Genomic DNA, 24,002 nt, shown 5'->3' with positions numbered 1-24,002 from the left:
GTCCGGTCAGTCTTTCGCATAGAGCCAGCACGCAGTCTTCTGCCCGTCTCCCATATCTTTCATTCCCGGTCTTTCTTCCCTGCATCTTGGAAGTGCATACTCACACCTGTCGCAGAATTTACATCCCTTCATCTTATACTGTTCTTCCGCGCCCGGCACAGTCCCTTCGATCATATACAGCCGTTCCTTCTTTGTATCCGGTCTGGGGATGGCCTTCAGAAGCCCTTTTGTGTATGGATGGAGTGGATTCCTGAAAAACTGTCTGACCGGTGCTTCCTCTACCACGTTTCCCGCATACATTACAATGACTCTGTCTGAAATGTCGGCAATCACCCCCATATCATGGGTGATAAACATAACCGCCATGTTTCTTTCCCGCTGGAGCTTCTTCAGAATGTCCAGTATCTGTGCCTGTATTGTCACATCCAGAGCCGTGGTCGGTTCATCGGCAATCAATAGTTTCGGATTGCATGCTATCGCCATCGCAATCATGACCCTCTGGCGCATTCCCCCTGAAAGCTGGTGCGGGTACTCCTTCACACGTTTTTCCGGCAATGGAATCCCTACCATTTCAAGAAGCTGTTCTGCCTTTTCCCATGCCTCTTTTTTCCCGATCTTTTCATGATACCTGATAGACTCTACTATCTGATATCCGCAGGTAAGCAGCGGGTTGAGCGAAGAAAGCGGCTCCTGAAAGATCATAGTCAGATCTTTTCCTTCAATTTTTGAGAACTCTTTTTTGTCCATAGAAAGAATATCTTTCCCGTCAAATAGAATCTCACCGCCGGTAACCCCGCCGGCCTGTTCGGGAATCAGACGCATGACAGACATGGACGTCACACTTTTTCCGCAGCCGGATTCCCCTACGATTCCCAGAATCTCGCCTTCATTCACATGGAAGGAAACTTCGTCCACAGCCTTTGTAGGATGGTCTTCCCCCCAGAACTCCGTAACCAGATTGTTCACCCGCAGTATTTCTTTAGACATATTCCTCACCTCTTTCCGAGAGTATTTCCTACTCTGTCGTCAGGATATCATGTGTAAGCTCTGTCAGGCATTCAGCCTTATCTTCCCTCAGAAAAAGTACGTCCTCCAGCCGGATGCCGAATTTTCCCGGAAGATAGATTCCCGGTTCGTTTGAAAACACATTTCCACTGGAAAGCGGAACCTGATTTCCTTTTACGATATACGGTTCTTCATGGACATCCATTCCAATCCCATGCCCCAGTCGGTGCGTAAAAAATGCTCCATACCCGGCTTTTTCAATGACAGTACGCGCCGCTGCATCCAGCGCTTCTCCGGTCATGCCCGGCCTCGCTGCTTTAGCGGAAGCCTCATTGGCCGCCCTCACAATCCGGTAAATCTCTTCGAATTCTTTTGGTATGCCTCCGACCGCAGCTGTCCTCGTAATATCTGCGTAATATCCTTTATAACAGCCTCCGAAATCTATAATAACAGTATCCCCTTTTTGGATAACTGTATCGTCTGCACCATGATGCGGCAGAGCACCATTTGCGCCCGCCGCCACCAGCGGCGTCCCGGGGCATTCCAGTCCTGCTTCCCTCATGAGGTCATTGAGCCTCAGGGCAGCCTCCAGTTCTGTTTTTCCGGAAAGCCCCTCTTTTAAAAGGGACAGCAGCGCCTGGCCGGAAAGTTTCTGTGCTGTTTTCAGACACTGGTACTCTTCTTCATCTTTTATGGAACGAAGGCGTGCCATAATGGTTCCAGCCGGTTCCCACTGCCAGTCCGGAAATGTTTCTCTCAGCCGGTAAAACATAACCGCCTGCATCTGATTGCCAAAGACTGCACGGCTGACCTTCTCTAAAGAGAGCACCTGTGCGGCTTTTCCATACGGGTCCTCCTGTTCCTTCCAGGGCACCGGAACTACGGCGGACTTCAGGTCCGTGTCCAGATTATCCAGCTCAAATTCCGGAAGAACAAAGAATGCCTTCTGTTGTGTCAGCACCAGAAAGATGGGGCGTTCCAGTGATATCCCGCGGAATCCGGTCAGATAGGAAAGATCAGTGGAAGGGGCCAGTACGATACAGTCCTTCCCACAGTTTTTCATGATACTTCTTGCTTCTTCGAATTTTTTAGTAATATCCATAACTGTTCTCCTAACGGATGTTTACAAATTTTTCAGTTCCGGGTTCGTCGCTTCCTGCAGGGAATCCCCGAGAAGACTGAACCCCAGCACTGCAAGGAAAATGAAGATTCCCGGAATAATAACATAATACGGCGCGTTAAATATAAACCTGCTGCCCTGCGATATCATTGCCCCCCACTCCGGCGTAGGCATCTGTGCGCCCAGCCCTATGAAAGAAAACCCGGACGCCGCAATCAGGGCATTGCCGATCCCCATCGTAATCTGGGGGATTACCATCGACATCGTCTGCGGAATGATAATTGTAAAAATAATCCTTAAAGGATGCATCCCGATGGATTTCGCCGATTCCACATACAGCTTTTCCTTGATTACGATCACCATCCCCCGTACCATTCTTGCATAATTGGGCCACCAGGAAACGGCCAGTGCAAAGATCGTGGGCCCGATACCGGCGCCTATTGCCGCCGCGATAATCATAGCCAGAAATACCTGTGGAAATGACAGGAACACGTCACAGATACGCATGACCAGATTGTCAAACCAGCCTCCCACATATCCGGCTATCCCTCCGATGACGATTCCCGCCAGTGCAGCCAGCAGAACAACCGCCAGTGCGGTTCCCATTGAATACCACGCCCCGTATGCAAGCCTTGAGAAGATATCCCTCCCCATTTCATCCGTCCCGAAAATATGCGCACTTCCCGGTTTCACGAGTTTTGCCCCCATATCTACGGTCAGTGGGTCAAATTTCGTTACAAAAGGCCCTATGATCATGAACAGGAGGATTCCCAGCGATATCACAGTTCCCATTGCAGACGGAATATCTCTGAAAAAGTATTTTTTAATCGTTTTCATCATGACAACCTCACTCTCGGATCTATGAGTACATAGGAAATATCTACAATTAGGTTAATTAGTATGAAAATGACAGCCATTACCGTCGTAATTCCCGCTATGACAAGCAGGTCCATAGACATGATCGCCTCCAGTGCGTAAGAGCCGAGTCCCGGCCAGCTGAATATCTTCTCGATCAGGACCGTACCTCCGATCATGCCCCCCGCCTGCATTCCCAGCATCGTCAGAATCGGGGATATTGCATTTTTCATGGCGTGGCGCCTGATCACGGTACGTTCCGGAATCCCCTTGGACCTGGCTGTCCGGATATAATCCTGACGCAGTTCCTGAAGCAGCTGTGTGCGCATCATTCTTGTAGTAATGCCGCAGTAGCCGATGACCAGACTCAATACCGGGAGGAACAAATGCTTCGCGGACAATGCAAACAATGTCCAGTTCCCCTGGATCGCGCTGTCCAGAAGGTAAAATCCGGTCACGGTATCCGGGCCGGCCATTCCTGCCGGGAGCCTGTAGCCTGATGGGAACCACTGTGCTTTATAATATAGAAAGTACTGGAGCAGCAGGGCCAGCCAGTATGGCGGCACAGCCATACTGCCGACCGAAAGGAAACGGATGATATGGTCGATCACCCTGTTTCGTTTCAGTGCCGCAATACTTCCCATTAAGAGTGCGATGATAAAGAATATAATCAGGGATAAAACAGTAAGCTCCATTGTGGCTGCCAGTCTGGAAGATATTTCCTGTGTGACCGGCTGTTTACTTTTATAGGATTTACCCATATCAAAATGCAGAAGCCCTTTCATATAATCCAGATACTGGACGTATACGGGCCGGTCCAGTCCCAGCTCCACTCTCTTTTCTTCAACCTGTTCCTTTGAAGCGGACGGCCCGGCAGCCGCCCGCGCAGGATCAGCCGGAAGACAGTGTGTCGCTATGAACACAATTAACGTAATTCCGATTACGACGAATATTAAGGATAACGCCCTTTTCGCCAAAAATTTAGCCATAACCTGCCCCCTTAACCTTCCGGATGAGTATGTATTATTCTCCGATACTGATCTGGTAGAACCGGATGGAATAATAGTAATCCAGCGGATGAATCTTAAAGCCCTGATATTTATTGTTAATAGCCTCTACTGAATCCGGGGATGTGATATAAAGTGCCGCACAGTCATCCACGAGGATATTCTGGGCCGTATTCAGATATTCCTGTTTTTCTTTTTCATCCACGGTTGCTGTTGCCTTATCAATTGCCTCATCAAATTTCGGATTTTCATAAAAGCTCCAGTTGTACGGCTGGCCGCTGTACATACTGTGGAAATTCTGTTTCAGGAAGAAGACAGAATCCCCTGTAAAAGCACCCATGTTAAGCGCTGACAGTTCCGGTGCAGTATCTGGTGAAGAGTTTTCTTCTACCATAGAAAGCCACGGCATTACTTTTACTTCCAGAGTAATTCCGATTTCCGCCAGATTAGCCTGAAGAATCTGGGCCATCTGGACCTGGTCGTCACTTCCTTCACACAGATGTACCGAAATATTACACTCACCCACGCCTGACTGCTCCATCAGTTCTTTCGCCTTCTCCAGATTCTGGGACTGCTGTGGGATACTGTCATCATGCTCTGCAAATTTTGCCGGCATGAATCCGCTTGGAACCGTAGCCTTTCCATTATAAACATTATCTTTTACACCCTCATAATCCATTGCTAGAGTCACGGCCTGCCTCACCAGAAGGTTATCAAAAGGAGCTTTTTTTGTATTAAACGTAAAGATATTCGTCTGTAGTGATTCTTCTGTCAGCACATCGATATTTTCATTCGCTTCCAGAATGTCAAGATTTTCCGTGATCGGAATCTGGAGTTTGTCTACTTCACCGGAGTTCAGCATCTGAATCTGGGTCGCATTGTCTTTTACGATCAATGTCTGGATCGTGTCGATCTGGTTATCTTTCCAGCCGCCCCAGTAATCCTCGAATTTTTCCATCGTATAATACTGGTCTTCCTCATAACCGGAAATCTGGTATGCGCCCGTACCGCAGGAATGGCGCGCGCAATATGCCTGTGCCCAGTCGCCGTCAGATTCGTTCTCTTTGCACCAGGTTGGGGAAATGATCCCTATTTTTGCTACGTTGTACAAAAATCCTGAGTTGTCGCTCTTTAATTTGATCGTGACGGTCATATCATCAGTCGCTTCTACGCTCTCTATCTCCTGTACCAGAGTCGATATGGAGCTTACAAATGCCATCGCACGATTGTAGGAATATACGACCGCTTCTGCATTTAAATCTGTTCCGTCAGCAAATTTCACTCCTTCACGCAGCTTGAATATGTATGTCTTCGCATCCGGCACCTCGTAACTCTCTGCCAGCCACGGTTCCAGTTCTGTCGTCCCGCGCACTTCCTCGACAAGGGGTTCGTAGCAGGTTCTGGATGCATTCATATCGCCGGCCCCTACCAGATTCGTCGGGTCAAAATTGGATGGCATGACACCTAATGCCGCAGTAAATGTTTTGTCTTCATCACTGACCGCATTCGTGGAATCTTTTTTGCCTTCCTTTTTATCCTCAGACTTACCGCATGCTCCAAGGCTCATGAGCATAGTCAGTATTACAACAAATGCAGCCGCCTTCTTCAAATTCTTTCTCATAAACTTACCTCCTGTACAATCTCTGAACATGTTCCAGTGTCAGGTATCCATTCTCAATATCTGACTTAATTGCTTCCTGGCTTCTCTCTCCCGGATCTCCGTATCCACCTCCTCCGCCTGTACTTATTTTTATGATGTCCCCCTTCTTCACAGGGAGCATGTTTGTCTTAAGATAATGTTTTTCTTCGGGTGTTCCCGGATTCACGACCACATCGGGTGCCTGCGCCGCATGCCCGCCAAGGAGGCCCCACGCCGTAGTTTTGGAGCGTTCCACCCAAAGCATCAGGTTACATTCCTCTTCGGTTTCCACACGGTAAGTACGTTCCAGGCCAAGACCGCCACGGTATTTCCCGGCGCCTTCCGAATCAGGCCTCACCTTGTAAGACAGAATTCTCAGAGGGTATTTACTCTCAATAAATTCGATCCCCCAGTTCTTCAGGTCACCGTTCACCACATTGATCATTCCGTTCTGTCCGTCCCCGCCATCATATGCTCCCCAGCCTCCTGCCGTTGCCTCGCAGATTGCAAACTGTTTCTTACGGATGCTGTCATAGCCGCTGAACAGGATGACGTTGGAATCACCGTAATGTGCGGCCGCCGCCTGCTGCGGGATCACTGGTGCCAGCGCCTTGATGATCAGGTCGATCAAAAGCCCCAGTCCCGTAAAATACCAGCCGCACGGTGCGGGTTCCTCCGCCGCCAGAAAACTGCCCTTCTCAACGATCACTTTGAGGTTGCGGAAGGTTCCGCCTGATACCTGGCTTTCCGGATTAATGACTTCTTTATATCCTACACGGCAGGCTGCAATTGTCTGCGCCTCGCCACAGTTGATCGGACCGATTCCCATCTTTGAACTTCCACTTAAGTCAATCGTCATCTCTCCCCCCTGAATCGTAACTTTTACCTTAAGTGGACGTTCTTCCTGTGTAATTCCGTCATTGTCAAGACAGCCTTCTGCAAAATACTCCCCATCCGGTATGGCCGCCACGGCCTGTCGGTCCAGCAGTTCGGACTGCCGGAATATCTCAAGTGCCGCCTCCTGCACTGTTTTTGTGCCGTAACGCCTATAGAGTTCCCCCATCCTTGTCTCTCCGGTATAGCAGGCTGAGATACAGGCGTTCAAATCTCCTCTCATCATGGCATGGTATCTGCTGTTGATCGTCAGAAGGTCCATGACATCCTCACATATCTTCCCTTCACTGCACAGCCTGACCGGCGGGATTCTCAAGCCTTCCTGATAAACCTCTGTACTGTCCGAACACCCCATCGGGTTCTTTCCGCCCATATCCTGCATCGCCGCACGGACAGCCGAAAATCCTTCCAGCCTGCCTTCATAGAAGATCGGCGAAAACACGGTTATATCAGCGGCATGTGTCCCCTGCAGATACGGATCATTCATGACAAATACATCGCCTTTTCTGTAACCCCCGAGCCCAATCTTATCTGTCACGATCTGGATACAGATTTCCAGATTTCCAAGAAAGATTGGAAGCCCGGAAGACTGTCCCAGAAGCCTTGCCTCTCTGTCAAAGATCCCCACGCTGCAGTCTTTCATCTCATAGATGCCGGGTCCGAATGCACTCTTGATCAGACAGCTGTTCATTTCCCTTGCGGCTGAATTTACCGCATTGCGGATAATTTCTACGACAATCGGATTCACTCTATCTGCCATCTTCTGTACCTCCGTTTCCTCTTCTCATCACCATGCTGTCCGCCTCGTCAACCGTTAATTCCCACCCCGGCGGCACGATCGTAGTAGAAGTCAGTTCTGTAACGATTGCCGGGCCGGAGATTTCTCTTCCTGTCACAAGACATTCTCTTGCATATATATCAATGTCATACTTTTTGCTGCTGAAATATCCCTGCAGTGTCCCGACCGGTTCTGCCGGGCTGTCACTTAAGCGCCTCTTTACCGCTGCCTTATTTACCGGCACGAGTACGGTCATCCTGTAATTCACCAGTTCCACTATATTGTCCGGAGAGTGGTGGCCGTAAAGTCTTTCATAAATGGCACTGTAGGCCTGTTCGATCTCTTCCCTGTCAAATACCGTTTCATCCGGGATATCTACGGAAATGGTATACTCCTGACCAAAATAGCGCATATCGAGCGCACAGATATAGTTTCTCTCCTCATTCTGCAGCCCTTCTTTCAAAAGCACCTCATCCAGTTCCTTCTTCAGTTCTGCAAAGTTCTGGTGGAAGTCCTCTTCTGTAAGCGAAGACAGCAGGCATACCTTCGTGTGCCCCGTATCATGCCGTATGTCCGCGTGCAGCATGCCCCATGCGGAAAATACACCCGGGTTCGCCGGGACGATGACTTCTTTTATATCCAGCATCTCTGCAATCAGTGCCGCATGCATCGGGCCTGCACCGCCGAATGCGAGGATCGAAAAGTTCCTTGGGTCGATCCCCCTCTTTACCGTAAGTTCCCGGATGGCATCCGCCATCTTATGATTCGCAATCTCACATACCCCTTCAGCCGCAGCCTCCGCATCCAGCCCAAACTGCCTGCCGTACGCTTCAAAAGCAGCCATTGTTTTTTCTGCATCAATCTGCATCCTGCCGCCTAAAAAATGCTCCGGAGACATATGTCCCAGTACAAGATTCGCATCTGTAAGTGTCGGCTTCTCTCCGCCCCTGCCATAGCACACCGGACCTGGGGCCGCCCCGGCACTCTGCGGGCCGACACGCATTCCACCTGCCTCATTCCATGCAATGCTTCCGCCGCCTGCACCGATACTGAACACATTTACAGTCGGCGCCAGTACCGGAAATCCCTCGATTTCTGCTTCTACCGTGGTTTCCATCCGGTTATTCACTACAATACTCACATCAAAGCTTGTGCCGCCAATATCAAAACCGATGATATTTTCCCGGTCAATCACACTCGCCCCGATAGCGCCTCCTACAGGTCCGGACATCAGGGTGTATACCGCCGTGGACGATGCCATCTCTGCACGGATCACACCACCGCTCGACTGCATCATATAGAGAGTTCCACCGAAACCTCTTTTCAGAAGCTCCTCTGATAGTGCAAAAACATGTCTCCTCGTACTCGGCGCAACGTAGGCGTTGAGTACAGAAGTACTGACTCTCTCGTATTCCCTTGACTCTTTAGCAATCTCATGGGACGCCGTAATAATGGTTCCTTCGTCCAGCTCTTCCTCCAGAATCCTGCATACCTCTTTTTCATTTTTCGTATTTGCATAGCTGTTGATCAGGCATACCGCCACAGAGTCATATTTTCCTTTTAATGCCTCTATGACTTCTCGCATCATCTCTTTTGTAACTTTCTTTTCAATCGTCCCCTCAAAAGAAACCCGCTCGTCTATCTCATAGATATCTTTCCTCGGTATCAGGGGCTCCGGCTTATGATAACGAATATTATAGATCTCCGGCCGGTTCGCCCTTGCTATCTCATATACATCCCTGAACCCCTTCGTTGTCACGAGGGCGCAGTGGGCGCCCCTTCTCTCGATTACAGAATTCAAACCTGATGTCGTACCATGTACGATGCTGGTTATCTGGCCGTACTTATCTCCGGCCAGTTCATCAAATCCCTTTAGTATCCCTTTTTCCAGAGCGTCCGGAGTCGTCAGCACCTTTGTTGTCTCATAGACGCCTGTGTCATCATTCAGCAAAACAATATCTGTAAAGGTTCCGCCCACATCCGCTGCTAATCTGTATGACATACACGTTCCTCCTATTCTCTGGCCGCCTCTGCCGCCGCTTTTACCCTCCAGCACTCGATCTCTGTAGGAATGGTGCAGTCCGCGCCCAAAATGAAGCCCGTCTTTCCATTCTCCTGAATAATCTTTCTTACCTCCGCCCGGATCTCTTCCTTTGTACCTTCAACGAGTACACCGCTTCTGTTTGCAAGGCCTCCCATGATAGCCGGCTCCGGAAATAGCTCCTTTGCCTGTGCGATCGTAAACGGCGCCTCATAGATCCCCCAGTTCACAACATCCGCGTACCTGCCATAACCGGCATAGCGCTGCATATTCAGTCTGTCCTTGCAGATGTGGAGGAAACAAGTACCCCCGCTTTCCCTGATGGCTGACATGACCTGTTTGTCAAGAGGTGCGATGTAAGTCTCGAATTCCTCATCCGTATAGTAGCGGTACTCTCCGCCCAGAGCCGCATAATAGACAGAATCCAGCCCGGCCTTTATGTATTCTTCGGCCAGCACACACATGATATCGGCAACCCGTTTATATACATCAAACACAGCATCCTTATCCTGCCGCAGATGTTCCGGCATCACCAGGCGTCCCGTATCGTATCCGTATGTCTTCTCGATCAGGTGCAGGCTGGAAGCCACGATCCCATGTAGTGTCCCCATTGTATAGTGTCCCGGTTCACACTTGTCCAGTATCCGTTTCACAAGATCGAGCTGCCTCGTCATCCACGCATCATTTTTGGAAAAACCCGGAATCAGCTTCCAGTCCGCACCGCAGCGGATGCCTTCACATGCAGGCAAAAGATTCTCATTCATGATTTTATAGATGTCTGTGCCTGTCTTCTCAAAAAACTCCAGATGCGCTTCCGCGCCCTTCTCCCCATATTCACATCCTGCCGGGAAATGGAGTGAGAAACTTGATGGAATCCCGTCAACCGGTTCTTTTTTTATTGCTGCTGTCACACGCTCTCTGCCATTCATCTCTGTTACTTCCTTTCTTGTTGATATCACTGTTATTTCCTTTAGTATTATCTCTGATATTATCAGAGGGAGTAAAAAAAATAGATGTACATCTGTAAGCTTAATTTGATATTATCATTGCAATTGCGTTTTGTCAATCCAATTTTTCAGATTCTTTCACTTTTACTTTACTTTTATTTCATAGTTAAATAAAACATGTATAGAAAAAGCGGTTAACTTTCATATATCAGCAAAATTAACCGCATATTTCTAGATACCATATTATACTCATTTATTTCTCAACCAATTCAATTTTATTTACTTCAGCGAGGATAGCAGGAATTTGCTCGCGGATACCGCCACTATAAGTAATAGAAACTTTATCCCCTACTTTAAACTCAGACAAGTCTTCAAGGTTATCTGGTTTACCAGCCTCACACAAATGACCGTCCGAATCTAACCTAACGATTAAATAAGTATCCTGATTTTCAACTACCTGACCCATCACTGTTATGTCTATCAGCTTATCGTCCAAATAATCCTTGTACTTGTAAACAAAGGGCAATAGCAGGGGAATTAAAACCAGTACGATACCTATAGCATATTTAAGTTTCCTTTTCATAATAAGTCCCTTCTCGAATGAAGTTAAAAAACTTGTAATAATCCGGACATTCTTGATACTAAAACTATTATAGCATTTTTCAATTAATTTAACATCCAATCTTAAAGTTGAACTCTAATATCATGATTAGACAGTATAGCAGTCAGGGGTAAAGCCTTTCATATTAAATTTAAGTTTATTAACCAACATTTATTGAAATGAATTAGTTTGTATGTTAGCAGAAAGAAAATGTATTTGCTTATCAAATTGAACAATTCCACAGCTGACTATGACATTATTGTGGTTTTGTGTGGCATTCAGCAACACGCGATGTGGTTTTTTGCTAGATTTGAACATTATTTCGTTGCTATTTCCCTGTAGTTGTTGTATAATTAAAATACTATGAACAGTAATCCCAATTCCGTTAGGAGAAGAGAAAATATGAAGAGATCAAAACGTATTGAAACACTGGACAGGCGCCCCGTGAATCTGGATGGTTATATCAACGAATGGCCGGAGATGGGGTTTGTCGCAATGAGCAGCCCATACGATCCGAAGCCGTCAATCAGGATAGAGAACGGAAAAGTGACAGAACTTGATGGCAAAGAAAGAGAGGATTTCGACTTCATCGACCAGTTCATCGCCGATTATGCAATCAATGTTGACCGGGCAGAAAGGTCCATGACCGTGCCTTCACTCGATATTGCAAGGATGATCGTGGATATCCATGTTTCCAGAAAAGAGATTCTGGAAGTCATAAGCGGGATCACTCCTGCCAAGATGGTCGAGGTCATGAACCATCTGAATGTCGTGGAGCTTATGATGGGGATGCAGAAGATACGCGCACGTAAGACTCCGGGGAATCAGGCCCATATTACGAACTTAAAAGACGATCCGGTACAAATTGCCGCCGATGCCGCCGAGGGAGCCTTAAGGGGATTTGCCGAGGAAGAGACGACGATGGGTGTTGCAAGGTACGCGCCGCTGAGTGCAATGGCGCTTTTGATTGGTTCCCAGGTCGGCCGTCCGGGCGTTCTCACACAATGTTCCGCAGAGGAAGCTACCGAGCTTGAACTCGGAATCCGCGGGCTGACTACATATGCAGAGACACTTTCCGTCTATGGCACGGAAAAGGTATTTATAGACGGGGATGACACCCCTTATTCCAAAGCTTTTCTGAATTCCGCCTATGCATCCAGAGGATTGAAGGTCCGGTTCACATCCGGTTCCGGTTCCGAGGTGCTGATGGGGAACAGCGAAAAGAAATCCATGCTCTATCTGGAATGCCGCTGCCTCTATGCAACAAAGGGCGCGGGAAGCCAGGGAATCCAGAACGGTTCCGTGAGCTGTATCGGTGTACCCGGAGCTGTGCCGGGAGGTATCCGTGAAGTCATGAGCGAGAACCTCGTTGCCGCACTGCTCGGTCTGGAATGTGCTTCCTCCAATGACCAGAGTTTTTCCAATTCTGACATGAGAAGGACTGCAAGGACAATGCTCCAGTTCCTGCCGGGAACCGATTTTATTTTTTCAGGTTATGCCGCAGAGCCGAACTACGACAACATGTTCGCAGGCTCCAATTTTGATGCGGAAGATTTTGATGACTACAATGTACTGCAGAGAGACATGCAGGTGGACGGCGGTCTGAAGCCGGTTACCGAGGAAGAAGTGATCCGCGTAAGGATGAAAGCCGGAAAGGCCATACAGGCAGTCTTCAGGCAGCTCGGCCTGTCTCCGGTATCTGATGAACAGGTAGAAGCGGTCGCTTATGCACATGGCAGTAAAGATACCCTTGAACGTGACGTGACGGCCGACTTAATGGCGGCCGAGGATGTCTTAAAACGTGGAATAACGGGAGTGGATGTGGTAAAGGCTCTGGCAGAATCCGGTTTTCAGGATATTGCAGAGAGTGTGTTAAGTATGCTGAAGCAGCGTGTTGCAGGTGACTACATGCAGACAGCCGCCATTCTGGACCGCGATTTCCATGTGCTTTCCGGAGTCAACACCCCGAATGACTACATGGGACCGGGAACGGGATACCGTGTTGAAGGTGAACGCTGGGAAGAGATCAAGAAGATCCCCCATATCATAAACCCACAGGATATATAGGAGGAAAGAGCATGCAGGTAAATGAAGATTTAGTAAAACAGATAACAAATGCTGTCCTCACAGAGATGAAGCACCGGAAAGACACGAACCCGGCCCCTGTGACGTCCGGCAGTCCGGCTGCAAGTACAGCAGTTTCCCAGTCTCTGGCCGGACGCGACAGAATCAACCCGGTTAAGACTTCCTATGCTTCTTATCCAAGGGCAAAAAAGGGAACCGATCCGAAAGAAGTTGTCATCGGAGTCGGCGCTGCCTTTCAGAAGGAAATCCAGAAGACCATCTGCGGTATCCCGCTGGATGATGTCTTAAAGAATGTAAAAGCCGGCATTGAAGAAGAGGGCATGGTCCCGAGGGTGGTCAAGATTCTTGACACTTCGGATGTCTGCTTTATGGCCCTGGAAGCTGCTAAGACTTCCGGCTCCGGCATTGGCATTGGCATCCAGTCCAAGGGGACAACAGTCATCCACCAGAAGGACCTGTATCCGCTTTCCAATCTGGAACTGTTTCCGCAGGCGCCGCTTATGGATCTCGAAACTTACCGGAAGATCGGAAAGAACGCGGCAAAGTATGTTAAGGGCGAACAGGTTGTGCCTATACCATGTACCAATGACCCTATGTCCAGACCAAAATACCAGGTAAAAGCGGCCCTGATGCATATCGCTGAGACCGAGCAGCTTGACCCTGAGGTCGGAATTATCGAATGGGAGGAGAAATAGATGCAGTACCCCTTAGGTGAACACGAGAAAGAGAAGATCACATCCAAAACCGGAAAAAAACTGACTGACATCACTCTGGATGAAGTCATGAAGAACCACGTTTCCGCTGATGATATCAAGATTTCCAAAGAGATCCTGAAAGCACAGGGACAGGTTGCCCTCAAAGCGGACAACGGCCCGATGCAGAAGAATTTTGAGCGCGCCGCCGAGCTGGTGGACGTACCGGATGATGTCATTTTAAAAATGTATGATAAACTGCGCCCGAACCGTTCTACCAAGCTGGAACTGGTTCTTATGGCACAGGAACTGCTTGAAAAATATAATGCCAAAAACTGTGCAAGGCTCGTTATGGAAGCCGCAGAAGTTTATGAGAAAAGAGGTATTCTGCTTTGAGTTTAATTGCTGGAGTAGACATTGGGAATTCCACAACAGAAGTCTGTGTCGGGGAGGCAGCCGCTGACGGCACCATCCATTTCCTGACAAGTGCTTCACGCCCTACAACCGGGACCAAAGGTACGGTTGCGAATACTCATGCAATCAAAGCAGCTTTAAACAGGGCCATGAGCAGTATCGGACGTACGATCAGCGACATCTCGCTCATCCGTCTCAACGAAGCCGCACCAGTCATAGGTGACACTGCTATGGAGACACTGACCGAGACGATTATCACAGATTCGTCTATGATCGGCCATAATCCTTCGACTCCTGCCGGAGCCGGACAGGCAGTCGGGGAGATCCTGCTGATTAATAATCTGTCACGGGGAATTCCCGGGTCGCCTTACATCGTAGCCGCCGATGATTCTTACTCCTACGAAGAGGTTGCCGCGATCCTCAATCAGTCTGCGGATACACTGGATATTGCCGGAGTCATCCTGAAGGCGGATGAGGCAGTGCTGGTGGAAAACCGGCTTCGGAAAAAGATACCGATCATCGATGAGGTTGCAAGGATTGACAAACTGCCTGACGGCGTTCTGGCTGCGATTGAAGTTGCCCTGCCCGGACAGACCGTGCGCATGCTTTCCAATCCATACGGAATTGCCACACTCCTGCATTTGAATGCGGAAGAGACGCGGACTGTCACGCCAATTGCCAAAAGCCTGATCGGAAAACGCAGTGCAGTTGTTTTAAAGACACCGGGCGGAAATGTCCGGGAAAATGTCCTGCCCGCCGGGGAGATTTATCTCGATGCCGAGAACAGTGCATCGATCAATCTTGATGAAGGTGCCGCAGAAATCATGAAGGCAGTTGCAGATGCCGGGAAAATTCATGATATCAGCGGACAGCCGGATACGAATGTCGGCAATATGCTCACCCGCATCAAGCGTGGTATGGGGGAATTAGACCATACTCCGGATGCAGATATCCGGATCACTGATATCCTTGCCGTGGATACACTTGCGCCGGTCCTGATTTCCGGTGCACTCGCAGGGGAAACCTGTCTCGAGAAAGCGGTCGGGATTGCAGCGATGGTAAAGACGCAGCACCTTCCGATGCGGGAGATTGCGGATAAGCTGAAGATGGAACTCGGAATGGATGTCAGAATCGCCGGGGTAGAGGCCGTCATGGCAAGTCTCGGGGCACTCACTACTCCGGGAACGAAGCTGCCTCTGGCCATTCTGGATATGGGCGGCGGTTCTACAGATGCGGCAGTGATTTCGGAAGACGGCAGAGTGACCATGACGCATCAGGCCGGTGCCGGGGAACTGGTATCCATGCTGATTGAAACCGAACTTGGTCTGGGTGACCGCCATATTGCGGAGCAGATCAAGAAATATCCACTCGCAAAAGTAGAAAGCCTTTTCCATATGAGAATGGAAAACGGGCAGATGACATTCGTTGATGAGTCCATTGACCCCCGTTTCTACGGGCGGGTTATTTTACTCGCAGAAGACGGATATATCCGGATAGAAAAAGAGATTCCAATGGAAAAGATCGTTCAGGTACGGCGGGATGCGAAAAGAAAGGTATTCGTCACCAATGCGTTCCGTGCACTCAAGAGCGTCGCCCCCGGACAGGATTTGAAGAACATTTCCAATGTGGTGCTTGTCGGAGGGTCTGCCGAGGATTTCGAAATACCGGAAATGCTGATGGAGGAATTTGCCGATTACCGGATCGTATGCGGGCGCGGCAATATCCGCGGAACAGAAGGACCACGCAATGCCGTGGCAACCGGACTTGTGCTTTCATATGCAGGAGAGAGACAATGATTATAAAAAGACCTTCTATTTTCATATATGTAAACCATCCGGACCCTTCTGTCCTGAAGGAGCTCTGTGCAGGCATCGAAGAGGAAGGCGTGTTTTTTGATATCAAAGAAATGGATTATGATTCGCCTGACGAATTAGCCTGGAATGCGGCGAATGATTCGATGCTCGGCTCCGGAATCGGGATGTGCAGGACTCATGCCGCACTGCAGATGCGAGGGATTGAGAAGGGGCATAATATTGAAAGCTATCTGGCACCGGATAAGGAACAGAGCAGAAAGCTGGGGGCTAACAGCGCCCGGGCCATAAAAAAGCTTGCTTTTAAATAAAAAGGGGAGATGACCATGAAAATTTACACGAAAAACGGGGACGCAGGGAAGACTTCCCTCATGAACGGAATCAGCGTTTCCAAGTCCGATGACCGGATTGAGCTTCTCGGCACGATTGACGAGCTGAGCAGCCATATCGGACTTGCCAAGGTAATCGCCGATTCCTCTTTGAGTGAACGTCTTTCCAAGATTCAAAAGGAACTGATGCAGATTATGGCCGGTATTGCTGATCCGCGTAATCCGGACCATCGCTTTACAAAAGAAGAGACTCTTGCTCTGGAAGAAGAAATCGACCATCTGGAGGATTCGTTCCCCCGCGCAAAGGAATTCGTCCTTTACGGCGGCTGTGAGCAATCAGCCCGGCTGGATGTGGCAAGGGCCGTTGCAAGACGGGCCGAACGGAGGTTCCGCAAGGTTTCACAGAATTACGGTGCTGACAGTAAGGCAATGCAGTATATAAACCGGCTGTCTGACTACCTTTATGTAGCGGCAAGGTATGCCGATTACAAGTCTTCTGCCGAGCCTGATGAGGAATTCCGCCAGGAAGTCGTGAAAAATGTTATGAAAAGTATCGGGAAGTAAAATATGCCGGCCCTTCCACTTTACCTGGAGGGACCGGCATATTTTTTATTGTCTTTTGATCTTCCTGGAAGGTGTTTTTTCAAACTCTTCTTCTCTTATTGTCAGCCCGTGTATCTTTTTATAAGGGGGAAGCCCTCTGTTGTAATCGTCAATGACCTCCTGCAGGCGGGCGGGAACATCCTTGATTCTCTTCTTCTGCGCGTACTCCATGTCCGGATATATTTCTGCTTCTATGACGGATTCTTTCTCCCTGACGATAATCTCTTGTACAAGAGGGTCTTTTCCAATCTCATTCTCGAGCTCTTCCGGTGATACATTTTCCCCGTTTTTCAGAATAATCAGATTCTTCTTCCGTCCCGTTATGTAGACAAAGCTGTCCTCATCAATGTATCCCAGATCACCCGTCCTGAGCCATCCGTCCGTCAGTGCCTCTTCTGTTTCTTCGGGCATTTTATAATATCCGAGCATGACACTTGAACCCCGCACCCAGATTTCACCGTCTACGGTCTTTGCTTCACAGTTAGGAAGGAGTTTACCAACCGAACCGGTTCTGGAGTCCCATGCCAGATTTGTGCTGATAACCGGTGAACATTCTGTCATACCATATCCCTGAAGTACCGTGATGCCATATTCTGCAAATGCCTGAACCATCTCCGGCGGCAGGTATGCCCCACCGCTGCAGATTGTTTTCAGGTTTCCGCCGAAAGCCGCCTTTGCGACCATTTTCTTTGGCAGGATACCTGTTGATTCTTTCAGTTTTTTATAGACTGATTCTATTACCATAGGCACAAGCAGTACGATCTCCGGCTTGAAAAGCTTCATGTTTTTCGATACATGCATAATAGAATCGTTGATACAGATCACAAGGCCAATATAAATTCCTTTCAGGATATCCATTGTAAAGCAGTATGCGTGGTGAATCGGAAGGAGCGTCATCGATACTGTACCGGCAGGGATCTTCATATCCAGACATACTGCATTATCCGTCAGATTCCTATGACTTAACATAACGCCCTTGCTCTTCCCCGTCGTACCGGAAGTAAACAGAACAGCACACATTTTTTCTGGATCCAGTTCACATTCAAAGCTTCCTTCATGCTCATCCAGCAGTTGGTGGAGAGAAAGAATATCCTCTTTGCTTTCCTCTGCCTGCATGGAAATCATGTATTTCACCCCGGGACATGCCTCCTTTGCCTTTGCGGCCACATCTTTGCGCAGACTGTCAAAAACGAGGACACTTATGTCCGCCCGGTTCAGAAGCTCACAGACATCCTCCGTTTTCAGCTGCGCATCTAGCGGGACAATGACACTTCCGCTATTTGCCGTACCGAAATAACTTATGATCCACTCATAGGTAGTCGGCCCGATCACAGCCACATGCTTCCCCTGCATTTCCAGCGATTCAAGTACTCTGCTGAACGATTCGCTGTCCTTTTTCAAGTCCTGATAGGTCTTCGATACCACTTCTTTACGCACTTTATACCGGATTGCCGGATTTTCCCCGTAAGTATCTGCCGCATAGCGGATAATATCTTTCATTGTCTCCATCTTCATACCTTTACCTGCCCCTCTTAATCCTGCAGACTCTCAATATACCTGACAGCCTCACCTACCGTCACGATGTCTGCAACCTCACGTTCTTCCACTTCAACATCAAACGTATCTTCCAGTTCACCAACCATACTCATAAAATCATAAGAAGTGAAGCCAAGATCCTCGACAAAACGCGAATCCTCCGTAATAGATCCCTTATCCACTTCAACGTACTCACAAATAATATCACGTAACTTATTAAACATATTTTAACCTCCTAGGGGTCAGACCCCTTTGCGCTCCGTTTTCAGAATATTCTCAAGTTTTAGACTGCCGATATGAGTTCCCCTACTGTGATGTCCGGATTTTCAACACCTTTGAAGATGATACGGCAGAGGTAGTAATAAAATTGTTGTAATTGTTTGTAATTTACTACCCCTGTCTGGTGTTCAAAGTTGAAGTTCATTCCGTTGTCTTCCGCCCGGTGCATCACGGTCAGGTAAAGGGCATGTGCCGCGGCACCATTGCTGTACCACGCGGATTTGTACCGGATGTCCCCCAGGCGGTCCAGACCTTTGTCTTTCAGGGTCAGGGGCTGGTAAGTCAGGCTCAGTGGCTCATATGTCTGGCCGGACTCCAGTCCGTAATATTTACTGCGGTATTTATAATACTCCGTCGGGTCATAGTTAGCATGGCGGAAAAGCTGGTTCTGCCCGTCTCTTATCTTGAACAGCCCTTCCATAAAGGTATCTGACTCCTTTACAATCGTACGGAATGGAAAGCAGTGGATTCTGGTTCCGCCGCATTTTTTCTCGGAGAGCGTCGCTCGTCTGGCGACTGTTGTCGTCACAGAGACGTCATCATTCCCATTTTCTTTTTGTAAATATGTACGAAGCCCCATCATCAGGAGGCACACCATCGAAATATGGTTTTCTTCGCAGAATTTCATCAGCCGCCTTGACGGATCTTCTTCCAGCTCAAATGTAACGATGTTTGCATCTACGTTATCCGAAACTGCCGTAACTGCACGCAGGGACGAATCTTTTTTGTTCTCCTGTTCTTCCAGAAGCTTTTTGGGACCAAATACGCCGTTAAATACAGGTTCGGATGAAGAAATCATTTTCTCAAAGAATTCCGTATCTCTCTGTTTTGACCTGCACCCGGCCTCGTATGCGAGGTCTTTTTCGAGCTGCGCAATATAAGAGGACATTTCCTTCGGATAACCAATCCCCTCGTATTTCATGTTGCAGTAGATTTCTATGACGTCTTTTAAAAATAAAATCAGTGACTGGGCGTCCATTGTCATATGGTCAACGAGAAGATAGATTCCCTGAAATCCGTCCGGGGTAATAATCATGACGACTCTGTTCAGAGGAGAATGGAAACGCTCAAACGGAACGGATGTCCATTCTTTCATCTTCGCCTCCGCCGCCCAGCCTTCCCAGCCGGTGAAATCGAAGAATTCAATGTCTCGTTCCTCTCTGGCCGCAATATACTGCACAACGTTTCCGTCTTCGTCCTCTGCAAAACGCAGCCGCATGGATTCGCATCTGGAATAGGCTTTGTAAATTGCTTCTTTCAGTGCACCAAAATCCAGGCTCTGCTGGATCGTCAGGCTGGTACCAATGTTCAGCACCTGCTTTTTCGGGCAGTATTTCTGGTAAAAAAAATGCAGTTTCTGTGCAGCGGTCAACGGGTATGTTTCTTTTCCATCAATAATTTTCATGATTCCATCCCTCTTTTCTTTAAAAAGGCCGTCAAAGTTTCCTCATATTTTTCCTGATCTTTATAAAAGGATTCGCAGTGTCCTGCCCCTTTGATGATCAGTATTTCTTTCTCTGAAGCACAGGCATCATAAATTTCCCGGCACATCCGGCACGGGACAAATGTGTCCGCATCCCCGTGAATAAACAGGATCGGCACTTTTGCCTTCTTCACTTCCTCTTTCGCACTGCATTCCCGCAGGCTGTAGCCTGCACGGCTGATTGTCATTTGGTCGGAAATATTCAGGACCGGAAATGCGGGAAGGTGGTACTGCGTCTTAAGCACATGGGAAAACACCTCCCAGGCGTTTGTAAAAGCGCAGTCGGAAATAATTCCCTTCACCTCACGTGGAAGATTCATCCCGCTTGCCATCAGCACAGTAGAGCCTCCCATCGACATGCCGTGAAGCCATATTTCACAGCCCCTGCCAAGGATCTCCACCGCGTATTCTGCCCATTTTGCCGCATCTTTCCTGTCCAGACATCCAAAACCGATATATGTACCTTCACTTTCGCCGTGTGCCCTCTCGTCTACGAGCAGCATCCGGTATCCTCTTTTGATGTAATAGTTTGAAAGACCGATATAATCGCTCATTCCTTTGCTTGTGTAACCGTGGAACCCTAGGATGATCTTATTTCCACCCTCTCCCGGGAAATAAGTCCCATGCAGCTTCAGTCCGTCTGACGAGCGTATCCATACATCCTCATGCGGCTGTGACAGCATCCATGCCTTCCACTCTTTCATCCGCGGCATGTACTGTTCCCAGTCCGTCCCCGCCATATCTATCGTACGTTCTGTTTTGGCATTCTGCGTGAGCATGGTGCGCCTGAAAAAATAAGATGCAATACCATATTCAGCGAAAGCCGCTGCTGCCCCGATTCCAAGTAATGTCTTTAAGCCCTTCATAGTCGGTCCCTCCCGGAATATCCCTGTCCTATTTACCTGCTGCCGCTGCTTTCTTCTTATCCACAGCCTTTCTCACCGTATTTTTTACCGATGCGGCCTTCTGGACCGCAGCCTTCTTCACACCGGATGTCTGTGACGCCCCCTTCGTAAAGTCCTGAAGCTTCAGCGCTTTCTCAAAGTCTCCTTCCACCTTCAGCTTCCCCTTAGTAAACGCATCCACTGCATCTAATTTACCCGCTGAAATTTCCAGAAGCGTTTCCGCCGTTGTTGTAAAAAGCACATCCCTGTCATAGTACTCATATGGTTCAATGCTCAGCTTTCCGTCAGCTATATCTGCATAGAAAGCACCCTGCGCCTCACCCTCGATATTAAACTGATATGCAATATGCTCTTTGATCCGGCTCACATCTGCCTTCATAAACTGTTCCTTTATCTCTGCCACAAGCTCATCATATTTCATTTTCTCATTTCCTCCTCGAATTTCGACATTTTTCGACCAATGGTCGAATCAGTATCTTCACTCAAAATAACACTTTTTCGACCATCAGTCAAGTTTACATTTTCCAGATTACATGATACAATCTAAAAAAATCGGAGATGAAAATTATGCATAATAATCAAAAAAAAGACCTGATTTTAGATGCTATGCAAGAATTAATGAACAAATCAAACGCACAGACTATATCAGTAAGCGATATTGCCAAAAAAGCCGGGATCGGGAAAGGAAGTATTTACTATTATTTCAAATCCAAAGAAGAAATTCTGGAAGGTGTCATCGAACGCTCCTACTCAGACGCCCTGAAAAAGGCAGAAGAACTGGTGAAAAATCCGGAATTGAAAGCACTGGACAAACTCGAGATCGTATTCAGGACCTGCCGTGACTCCTCACTGGAGCTTTTAAGACAGGAGGCCGGCGATTTTTTTGAGATACAGCAGAGCGCACTGCTACACCAACAGTACATACAAATCATGATCAGGAACCTGAGGCCGGTTCTGGCAGATATCATACGTCAGGGAAATGCAGAAGGGACAATGTTTTGCAAATCACCCGAAGAGGCTGCCGAGATTGCATTAATCGTGCTGCTTATCAAGATGGACAGCCGGCTCAATTCCCAAAGCCGGGAACAGGTCCAAAAGACGCTGGATGTATTCTCCTATATGCTGGAGACCAGCTTCGGAATCGAGAAGGGAAGGCTGGATTACCTGTGGGAAGGATTTAGCAGCCATAATCCGGACAAGTCACAGGCAGTGTCTTAGAGGGGGCCTGTAAAAGGCCCCCCTTAGTGTGTCTCCCCCATTGCCACACTCACGTCCTCATCACATTCCACCACCGCCTCCACGGCAAATTCCAACGCATCCGCAATCATCCGGGCGGACATGCTCGGCGTGCCGTCAGGAAGGTTAACCACCTGCTCCGGCAGATAAGGTACATGGATAAAACCACCTTTCAGATTCGGAAAAGTCCGGTCGATCATATAGAGCAGCCTGTACATCACATCGTTGCAGACAAAGGTGCCCGCCGTGTAAGAGATTTTTGCCGGTATACGGTGTTCCCGTATCTTCTGCACCATTGCTTTCACCGGGAGCTTTGCAAAATAAGCATTCTCCCCGTCTGCACAAACCGGCCTGTCAAGCGGCTTTTTCCCCTCATTATCCGGAATCCTCGCCTCCATCAGATTAATAGCCACCTTTTCTATCGTAACCGCCGACCGGCCTCCGGCCTGTCCCACACAGATCACCGCATCCGGCCTGTGTTCCACAATCCCTTTTTCCAGAATCTTTCCTTCCTTCTCAAAAACCGTCGGTATTTCTATCTTTACAATATCCGCCCCTTTGATTCTGTCCGGAAGCAGCTTTACCGCCTCATAGGCCGGATTAATATCCTCTCCGCCAAATGGATCAAATCCCGTTATTAATATCTTCATCATATTCCTCCTTTAACTGAAATCCTGTGCATAATACTTAACGTTGCGCGCATTAAAAATCATAACTGGCAGCATGTCAAAAAAATACCGGCTCCGGTATGATAATCTTCCCCCGCTCCATTATCTTCCTGTTGTCCGCATAAATATCCGGCCGCTTCGCCACAATATCAAAGTGCCCGTTCGCCTCATGTACACCGCCAAGGGCAATATTTCTTCCAACCCCGATATGAAATGTCCCATAAGCAGACTCATCCTCAATATAGGAATCCCCCCGGCATTTTGCGTAAGAATTTAAACCAATCCCAAGCTCCGACGCGGCATAGATTCCCGGATCATGAAAATCGTCCATATATTCCTTCAGCTTTCTTCCCACCGCAGTCATCTCAATTTCCCGGATATATCCATCTTCCAGCCTGATCCAAAACGGTTCGTCCACCCTTCCTATATATCCAAGCGAGCCGTCTGGTATCAGTATCCCTCTCGTTTTTGTCTCCTCAATCGGGACATATACCTCGATACTGGCCGATGAAAATCCCTTTCCGTCCCTGACGACACCGTTAAAAAATCCTGCCGGGCGGTTTCTTTTATACAAGGTAAGGTCCGTTCCCAGCCTTGTCGTGACATGGACCACGGAAGAGGAATTTAGATATTTCATGATGATCCCTGCCATCATTTTACTCTTTTTTGTATCCATCATCATAAACTGAAAAGCCAGCATCGATTTTCCATTATTTGTAGAAAGCGGAAGTGACAAAAACTTGCTGCCTCTTTGTATCGCTCTTTTGGCCGCTTTTGTCGTGACCAGTGAATAGTCGGTTGCTCCTAAGACTGCCTGATAGCCGTCAAACACATCTTCGTGGCTGTCAAAAAAGACGCCCACATGTTTCCCGCGCTTTTCAACTACCATCAGGTCCACTGCTTTTGACCGCCTGTGGGCACATTTCCGAAGAATCTCTGCCTCTGCGATATGGTTTTCACTCGTAACTATCAAAAGTTTCTCCCAGGGCTTCAATCTGAGCCAGTCCCTGACCACGATCATGGCTCCGCGCTCCGTTTTACTGTGTTCTGCTTTCCTGTGTTCTTTCATCTGTA

At 48.3% G+C, this 24,002-nt stretch carries 23 protein-coding genes; 7 read left to right on the top strand and 16 right to left on the bottom strand.

The window, feature by feature from the left end; genetic code table 11:
• Positions 1 to 6: 6 nt before the first annotated feature.
• The 9 genes from ABIN22_RS12510 to ABIN22_RS12470 all read right to left on the bottom strand — a co-directional run bounded on the left by ABIN22_RS12510 (position 7) and on the right by ABIN22_RS12470 (position 10,869).
• A complete protein-coding gene (locus tag ABIN22_RS12510) occupies positions 7 to 987 on the bottom strand; it encodes an ABC transporter ATP-binding protein (RefSeq protein WP_346909031.1) in 981 nt (326 codons plus the stop codon).
• Between the two features lie 28 nt (positions 988 to 1,015).
• A complete protein-coding gene (locus ABIN22_RS12505; protein WP_346909029.1) occupies positions 1,016 to 2,107 on the bottom strand; it encodes a M24 family metallopeptidase in 1,092 nt (363 codons plus the stop codon).
• A gap of 21 nt (positions 2,108 to 2,128) precedes the next feature.
• Positions 2,129 to 2,965 carry an ABC transporter permease gene (locus ABIN22_RS12500; protein WP_346909027.1) on the bottom strand — a complete coding sequence of 279 codons (837 nt, stop codon included), beginning with the start codon at positions 2,963 to 2,965 and terminating at the stop codon, positions 2,129 to 2,131.
• A complete protein-coding gene (locus tag ABIN22_RS12495) occupies positions 2,962 to 3,969 on the bottom strand; it encodes an ABC transporter permease (protein WP_346909025.1) in 1,008 nt (335 codons plus the stop codon). The genes ABIN22_RS12500 and ABIN22_RS12495 overlap by 4 nt, the downstream gene beginning before the upstream one ends.
• A gap of 34 nt (positions 3,970 to 4,003) precedes the next feature.
• A complete protein-coding gene (locus tag ABIN22_RS12490) occupies positions 4,004 to 5,608 on the bottom strand; it encodes an ABC transporter substrate-binding protein (protein WP_346909023.1) in 1,605 nt (534 codons plus the stop codon).
• Positions 5,609 to 5,612: 4 nt separating this feature from the next.
• On the bottom strand, positions 5,613 to 7,280 hold the full coding sequence (locus ABIN22_RS12485) for a hydantoinase B/oxoprolinase family protein (RefSeq protein WP_346909021.1): 1,668 nt from the start codon (positions 7,278 to 7,280) through the stop codon (positions 5,613 to 5,615).
• On the bottom strand, positions 7,270 to 9,300 hold the full coding sequence (locus ABIN22_RS12480; RefSeq protein WP_346909019.1) for a hydantoinase/oxoprolinase family protein: 2,031 nt from the start codon (positions 9,298 to 9,300) through the stop codon (positions 7,270 to 7,272). Before ABIN22_RS12480 ends, ABIN22_RS12485 begins: the two co-directional genes overlap by 11 nt.
• Before the next feature lie 11 nt (positions 9,301 to 9,311).
• The gene (locus ABIN22_RS12475; protein WP_346909017.1) at positions 9,312 to 10,268 is read right to left on the bottom strand and encodes a uroporphyrinogen decarboxylase family protein; all 957 of its coding nucleotides are present in this window, start codon (positions 10,266 to 10,268) and stop codon (positions 9,312 to 9,314) included.
• 271 nt (positions 10,269 to 10,539) lie between these two features.
• A complete protein-coding gene (locus ABIN22_RS12470; RefSeq protein ID WP_346909015.1) occupies positions 10,540 to 10,869 on the bottom strand; it encodes a hypothetical protein in 330 nt (109 codons plus the stop codon).
• A gap of 420 nt (positions 10,870 to 11,289) precedes the next feature.
• Between ABIN22_RS12470 and ABIN22_RS12465 the strand changes: the two genes are divergently transcribed.
• Genes ABIN22_RS12465 through ABIN22_RS12440 form a run of 6 tightly spaced genes read left to right on the top strand, consistent with a single transcriptional unit; the run spans position 11,290 to position 16,782 of the window.
• A complete protein-coding gene (locus ABIN22_RS12465) occupies positions 11,290 to 12,954 on the top strand; it encodes a propanediol/glycerol family dehydratase large subunit (RefSeq protein ID WP_118621632.1) in 1,665 nt (554 codons plus the stop codon).
• Between the two features lie 11 nt (positions 12,955 to 12,965).
• Positions 12,966 to 13,667 carry a propanediol/glycerol family dehydratase medium subunit gene (locus ABIN22_RS12460; RefSeq protein WP_346909013.1) on the top strand — a complete coding sequence of 234 codons (702 nt, stop codon included), beginning with the start codon at positions 12,966 to 12,968 and terminating at the stop codon, positions 13,665 to 13,667.
• Complete coding sequence (locus ABIN22_RS12455; RefSeq protein ID WP_118621634.1) at positions 13,668 to 14,060, top strand: diol dehydratase small subunit; 393 nt, start codon at positions 13,668 to 13,670, stop codon at positions 14,058 to 14,060.
• Positions 14,057 to 15,874 carry a diol dehydratase reactivase subunit alpha gene (locus ABIN22_RS12450; protein WP_346909011.1) on the top strand — a complete coding sequence of 606 codons (1,818 nt, stop codon included), beginning with the start codon at positions 14,057 to 14,059 and terminating at the stop codon, positions 15,872 to 15,874. Before ABIN22_RS12455 ends, ABIN22_RS12450 begins: the two co-directional genes overlap by 4 nt.
• Positions 15,871 to 16,200 (top strand): glycerol dehydratase reactivase beta/small subunit family protein, encoded by a 330-nt coding sequence (locus ABIN22_RS12445; RefSeq protein ID WP_109732564.1) that lies wholly within the window; start codon positions 15,871 to 15,873, stop codon positions 16,198 to 16,200. Before ABIN22_RS12450 ends, ABIN22_RS12445 begins: the two co-directional genes overlap by 4 nt.
• Positions 16,201 to 16,215: 15 nt before the next feature.
• Positions 16,216 to 16,782, top strand: coding sequence for a cob(I)yrinic acid a,c-diamide adenosyltransferase (locus ABIN22_RS12440; protein ID WP_118621636.1), 567 nt, complete (start codon positions 16,216 to 16,218; stop codon positions 16,780 to 16,782).
• A 45-nt stretch (positions 16,783 to 16,827) separates the two neighbouring features.
• On the opposite strand, the gene ABIN22_RS12435 is transcribed toward ABIN22_RS12440, so the two are convergent.
• From ABIN22_RS12435 to ABIN22_RS12415, 5 genes are read right to left on the bottom strand one after another with little or no spacing between them, the layout of a single operon-like run.
• Positions 16,828 to 18,336, bottom strand: a complete 1,509-nt coding sequence (locus ABIN22_RS12435; protein WP_346909008.1) for an AMP-dependent synthetase/ligase — start codon at positions 18,334 to 18,336, stop codon at positions 16,828 to 16,830.
• Between the two features lie 17 nt (positions 18,337 to 18,353).
• Entirely contained in the window at positions 18,354 to 18,581 is a 228-nt protein-coding gene (locus tag ABIN22_RS12430; protein WP_346909006.1) for an acyl carrier protein, read from the bottom strand.
• 59 nt (positions 18,582 to 18,640) lie between these two features.
• The gene (locus ABIN22_RS12425; protein ID WP_346909004.1) at positions 18,641 to 20,041 is read right to left on the bottom strand and encodes a condensation domain-containing protein; all 1,401 of its coding nucleotides are present in this window, start codon (positions 20,039 to 20,041) and stop codon (positions 18,641 to 18,643) included.
• On the bottom strand, positions 20,038 to 20,985 hold the full coding sequence (locus ABIN22_RS12420; RefSeq protein WP_346909002.1) for an alpha/beta hydrolase: 948 nt from the start codon (positions 20,983 to 20,985) through the stop codon (positions 20,038 to 20,040). Before ABIN22_RS12420 ends, ABIN22_RS12425 begins: the two co-directional genes overlap by 4 nt.
• Before the next feature lie 28 nt (positions 20,986 to 21,013).
• Positions 21,014 to 21,445 (bottom strand): SCP2 sterol-binding domain-containing protein, encoded by a 432-nt coding sequence (locus tag ABIN22_RS12415; RefSeq protein WP_346909000.1) that lies wholly within the window; start codon positions 21,443 to 21,445, stop codon positions 21,014 to 21,016.
• A 146-nt stretch (positions 21,446 to 21,591) separates the two neighbouring features.
• Here ABIN22_RS12415 and ABIN22_RS12410 point away from each other — a divergent pair, with 146 nt between their 5' ends.
• Positions 21,592 to 22,242: a TetR/AcrR family transcriptional regulator gene (locus ABIN22_RS12410; protein WP_109732571.1), complete on the top strand. Its 651-nt coding sequence runs from the start codon at positions 21,592 to 21,594 to the stop codon at positions 22,240 to 22,242.
• A 23-nt stretch (positions 22,243 to 22,265) separates the two neighbouring features.
• Here the strand turns inward: ABIN22_RS12410 and pcp are convergent, their stop codons facing one another.
• Together pcp and ABIN22_RS12400 are read right to left on the bottom strand one after the other, a co-directional pair.
• Positions 22,266 to 22,910, bottom strand: coding sequence for a pyroglutamyl-peptidase I (pcp, locus tag ABIN22_RS12405; RefSeq protein ID WP_346909243.1), 645 nt, complete (start codon positions 22,908 to 22,910; stop codon positions 22,266 to 22,268).
• Between the two features lie 76 nt (positions 22,911 to 22,986).
• Positions 22,987 to 23,997, bottom strand: coding sequence for a 2,5-dihydroxypyridine 5,6-dioxygenase NicX family protein (locus ABIN22_RS12400; protein ID WP_346908998.1), 1,011 nt, complete (start codon positions 23,995 to 23,997; stop codon positions 22,987 to 22,989).
• Positions 23,998 to 24,002: the final 5 nt, after the last annotated feature.

It is taken from the genome of Faecalicatena orotica, from assembly GCF_905197545.1.
Lineage (GTDB): Bacteria > Bacillota > Clostridia > Lachnospirales > Lachnospiraceae > Faecalicatena_A > Faecalicatena_A orotica.
This window is presented reverse-complemented; position numbering and strand designations above follow the sequence as displayed.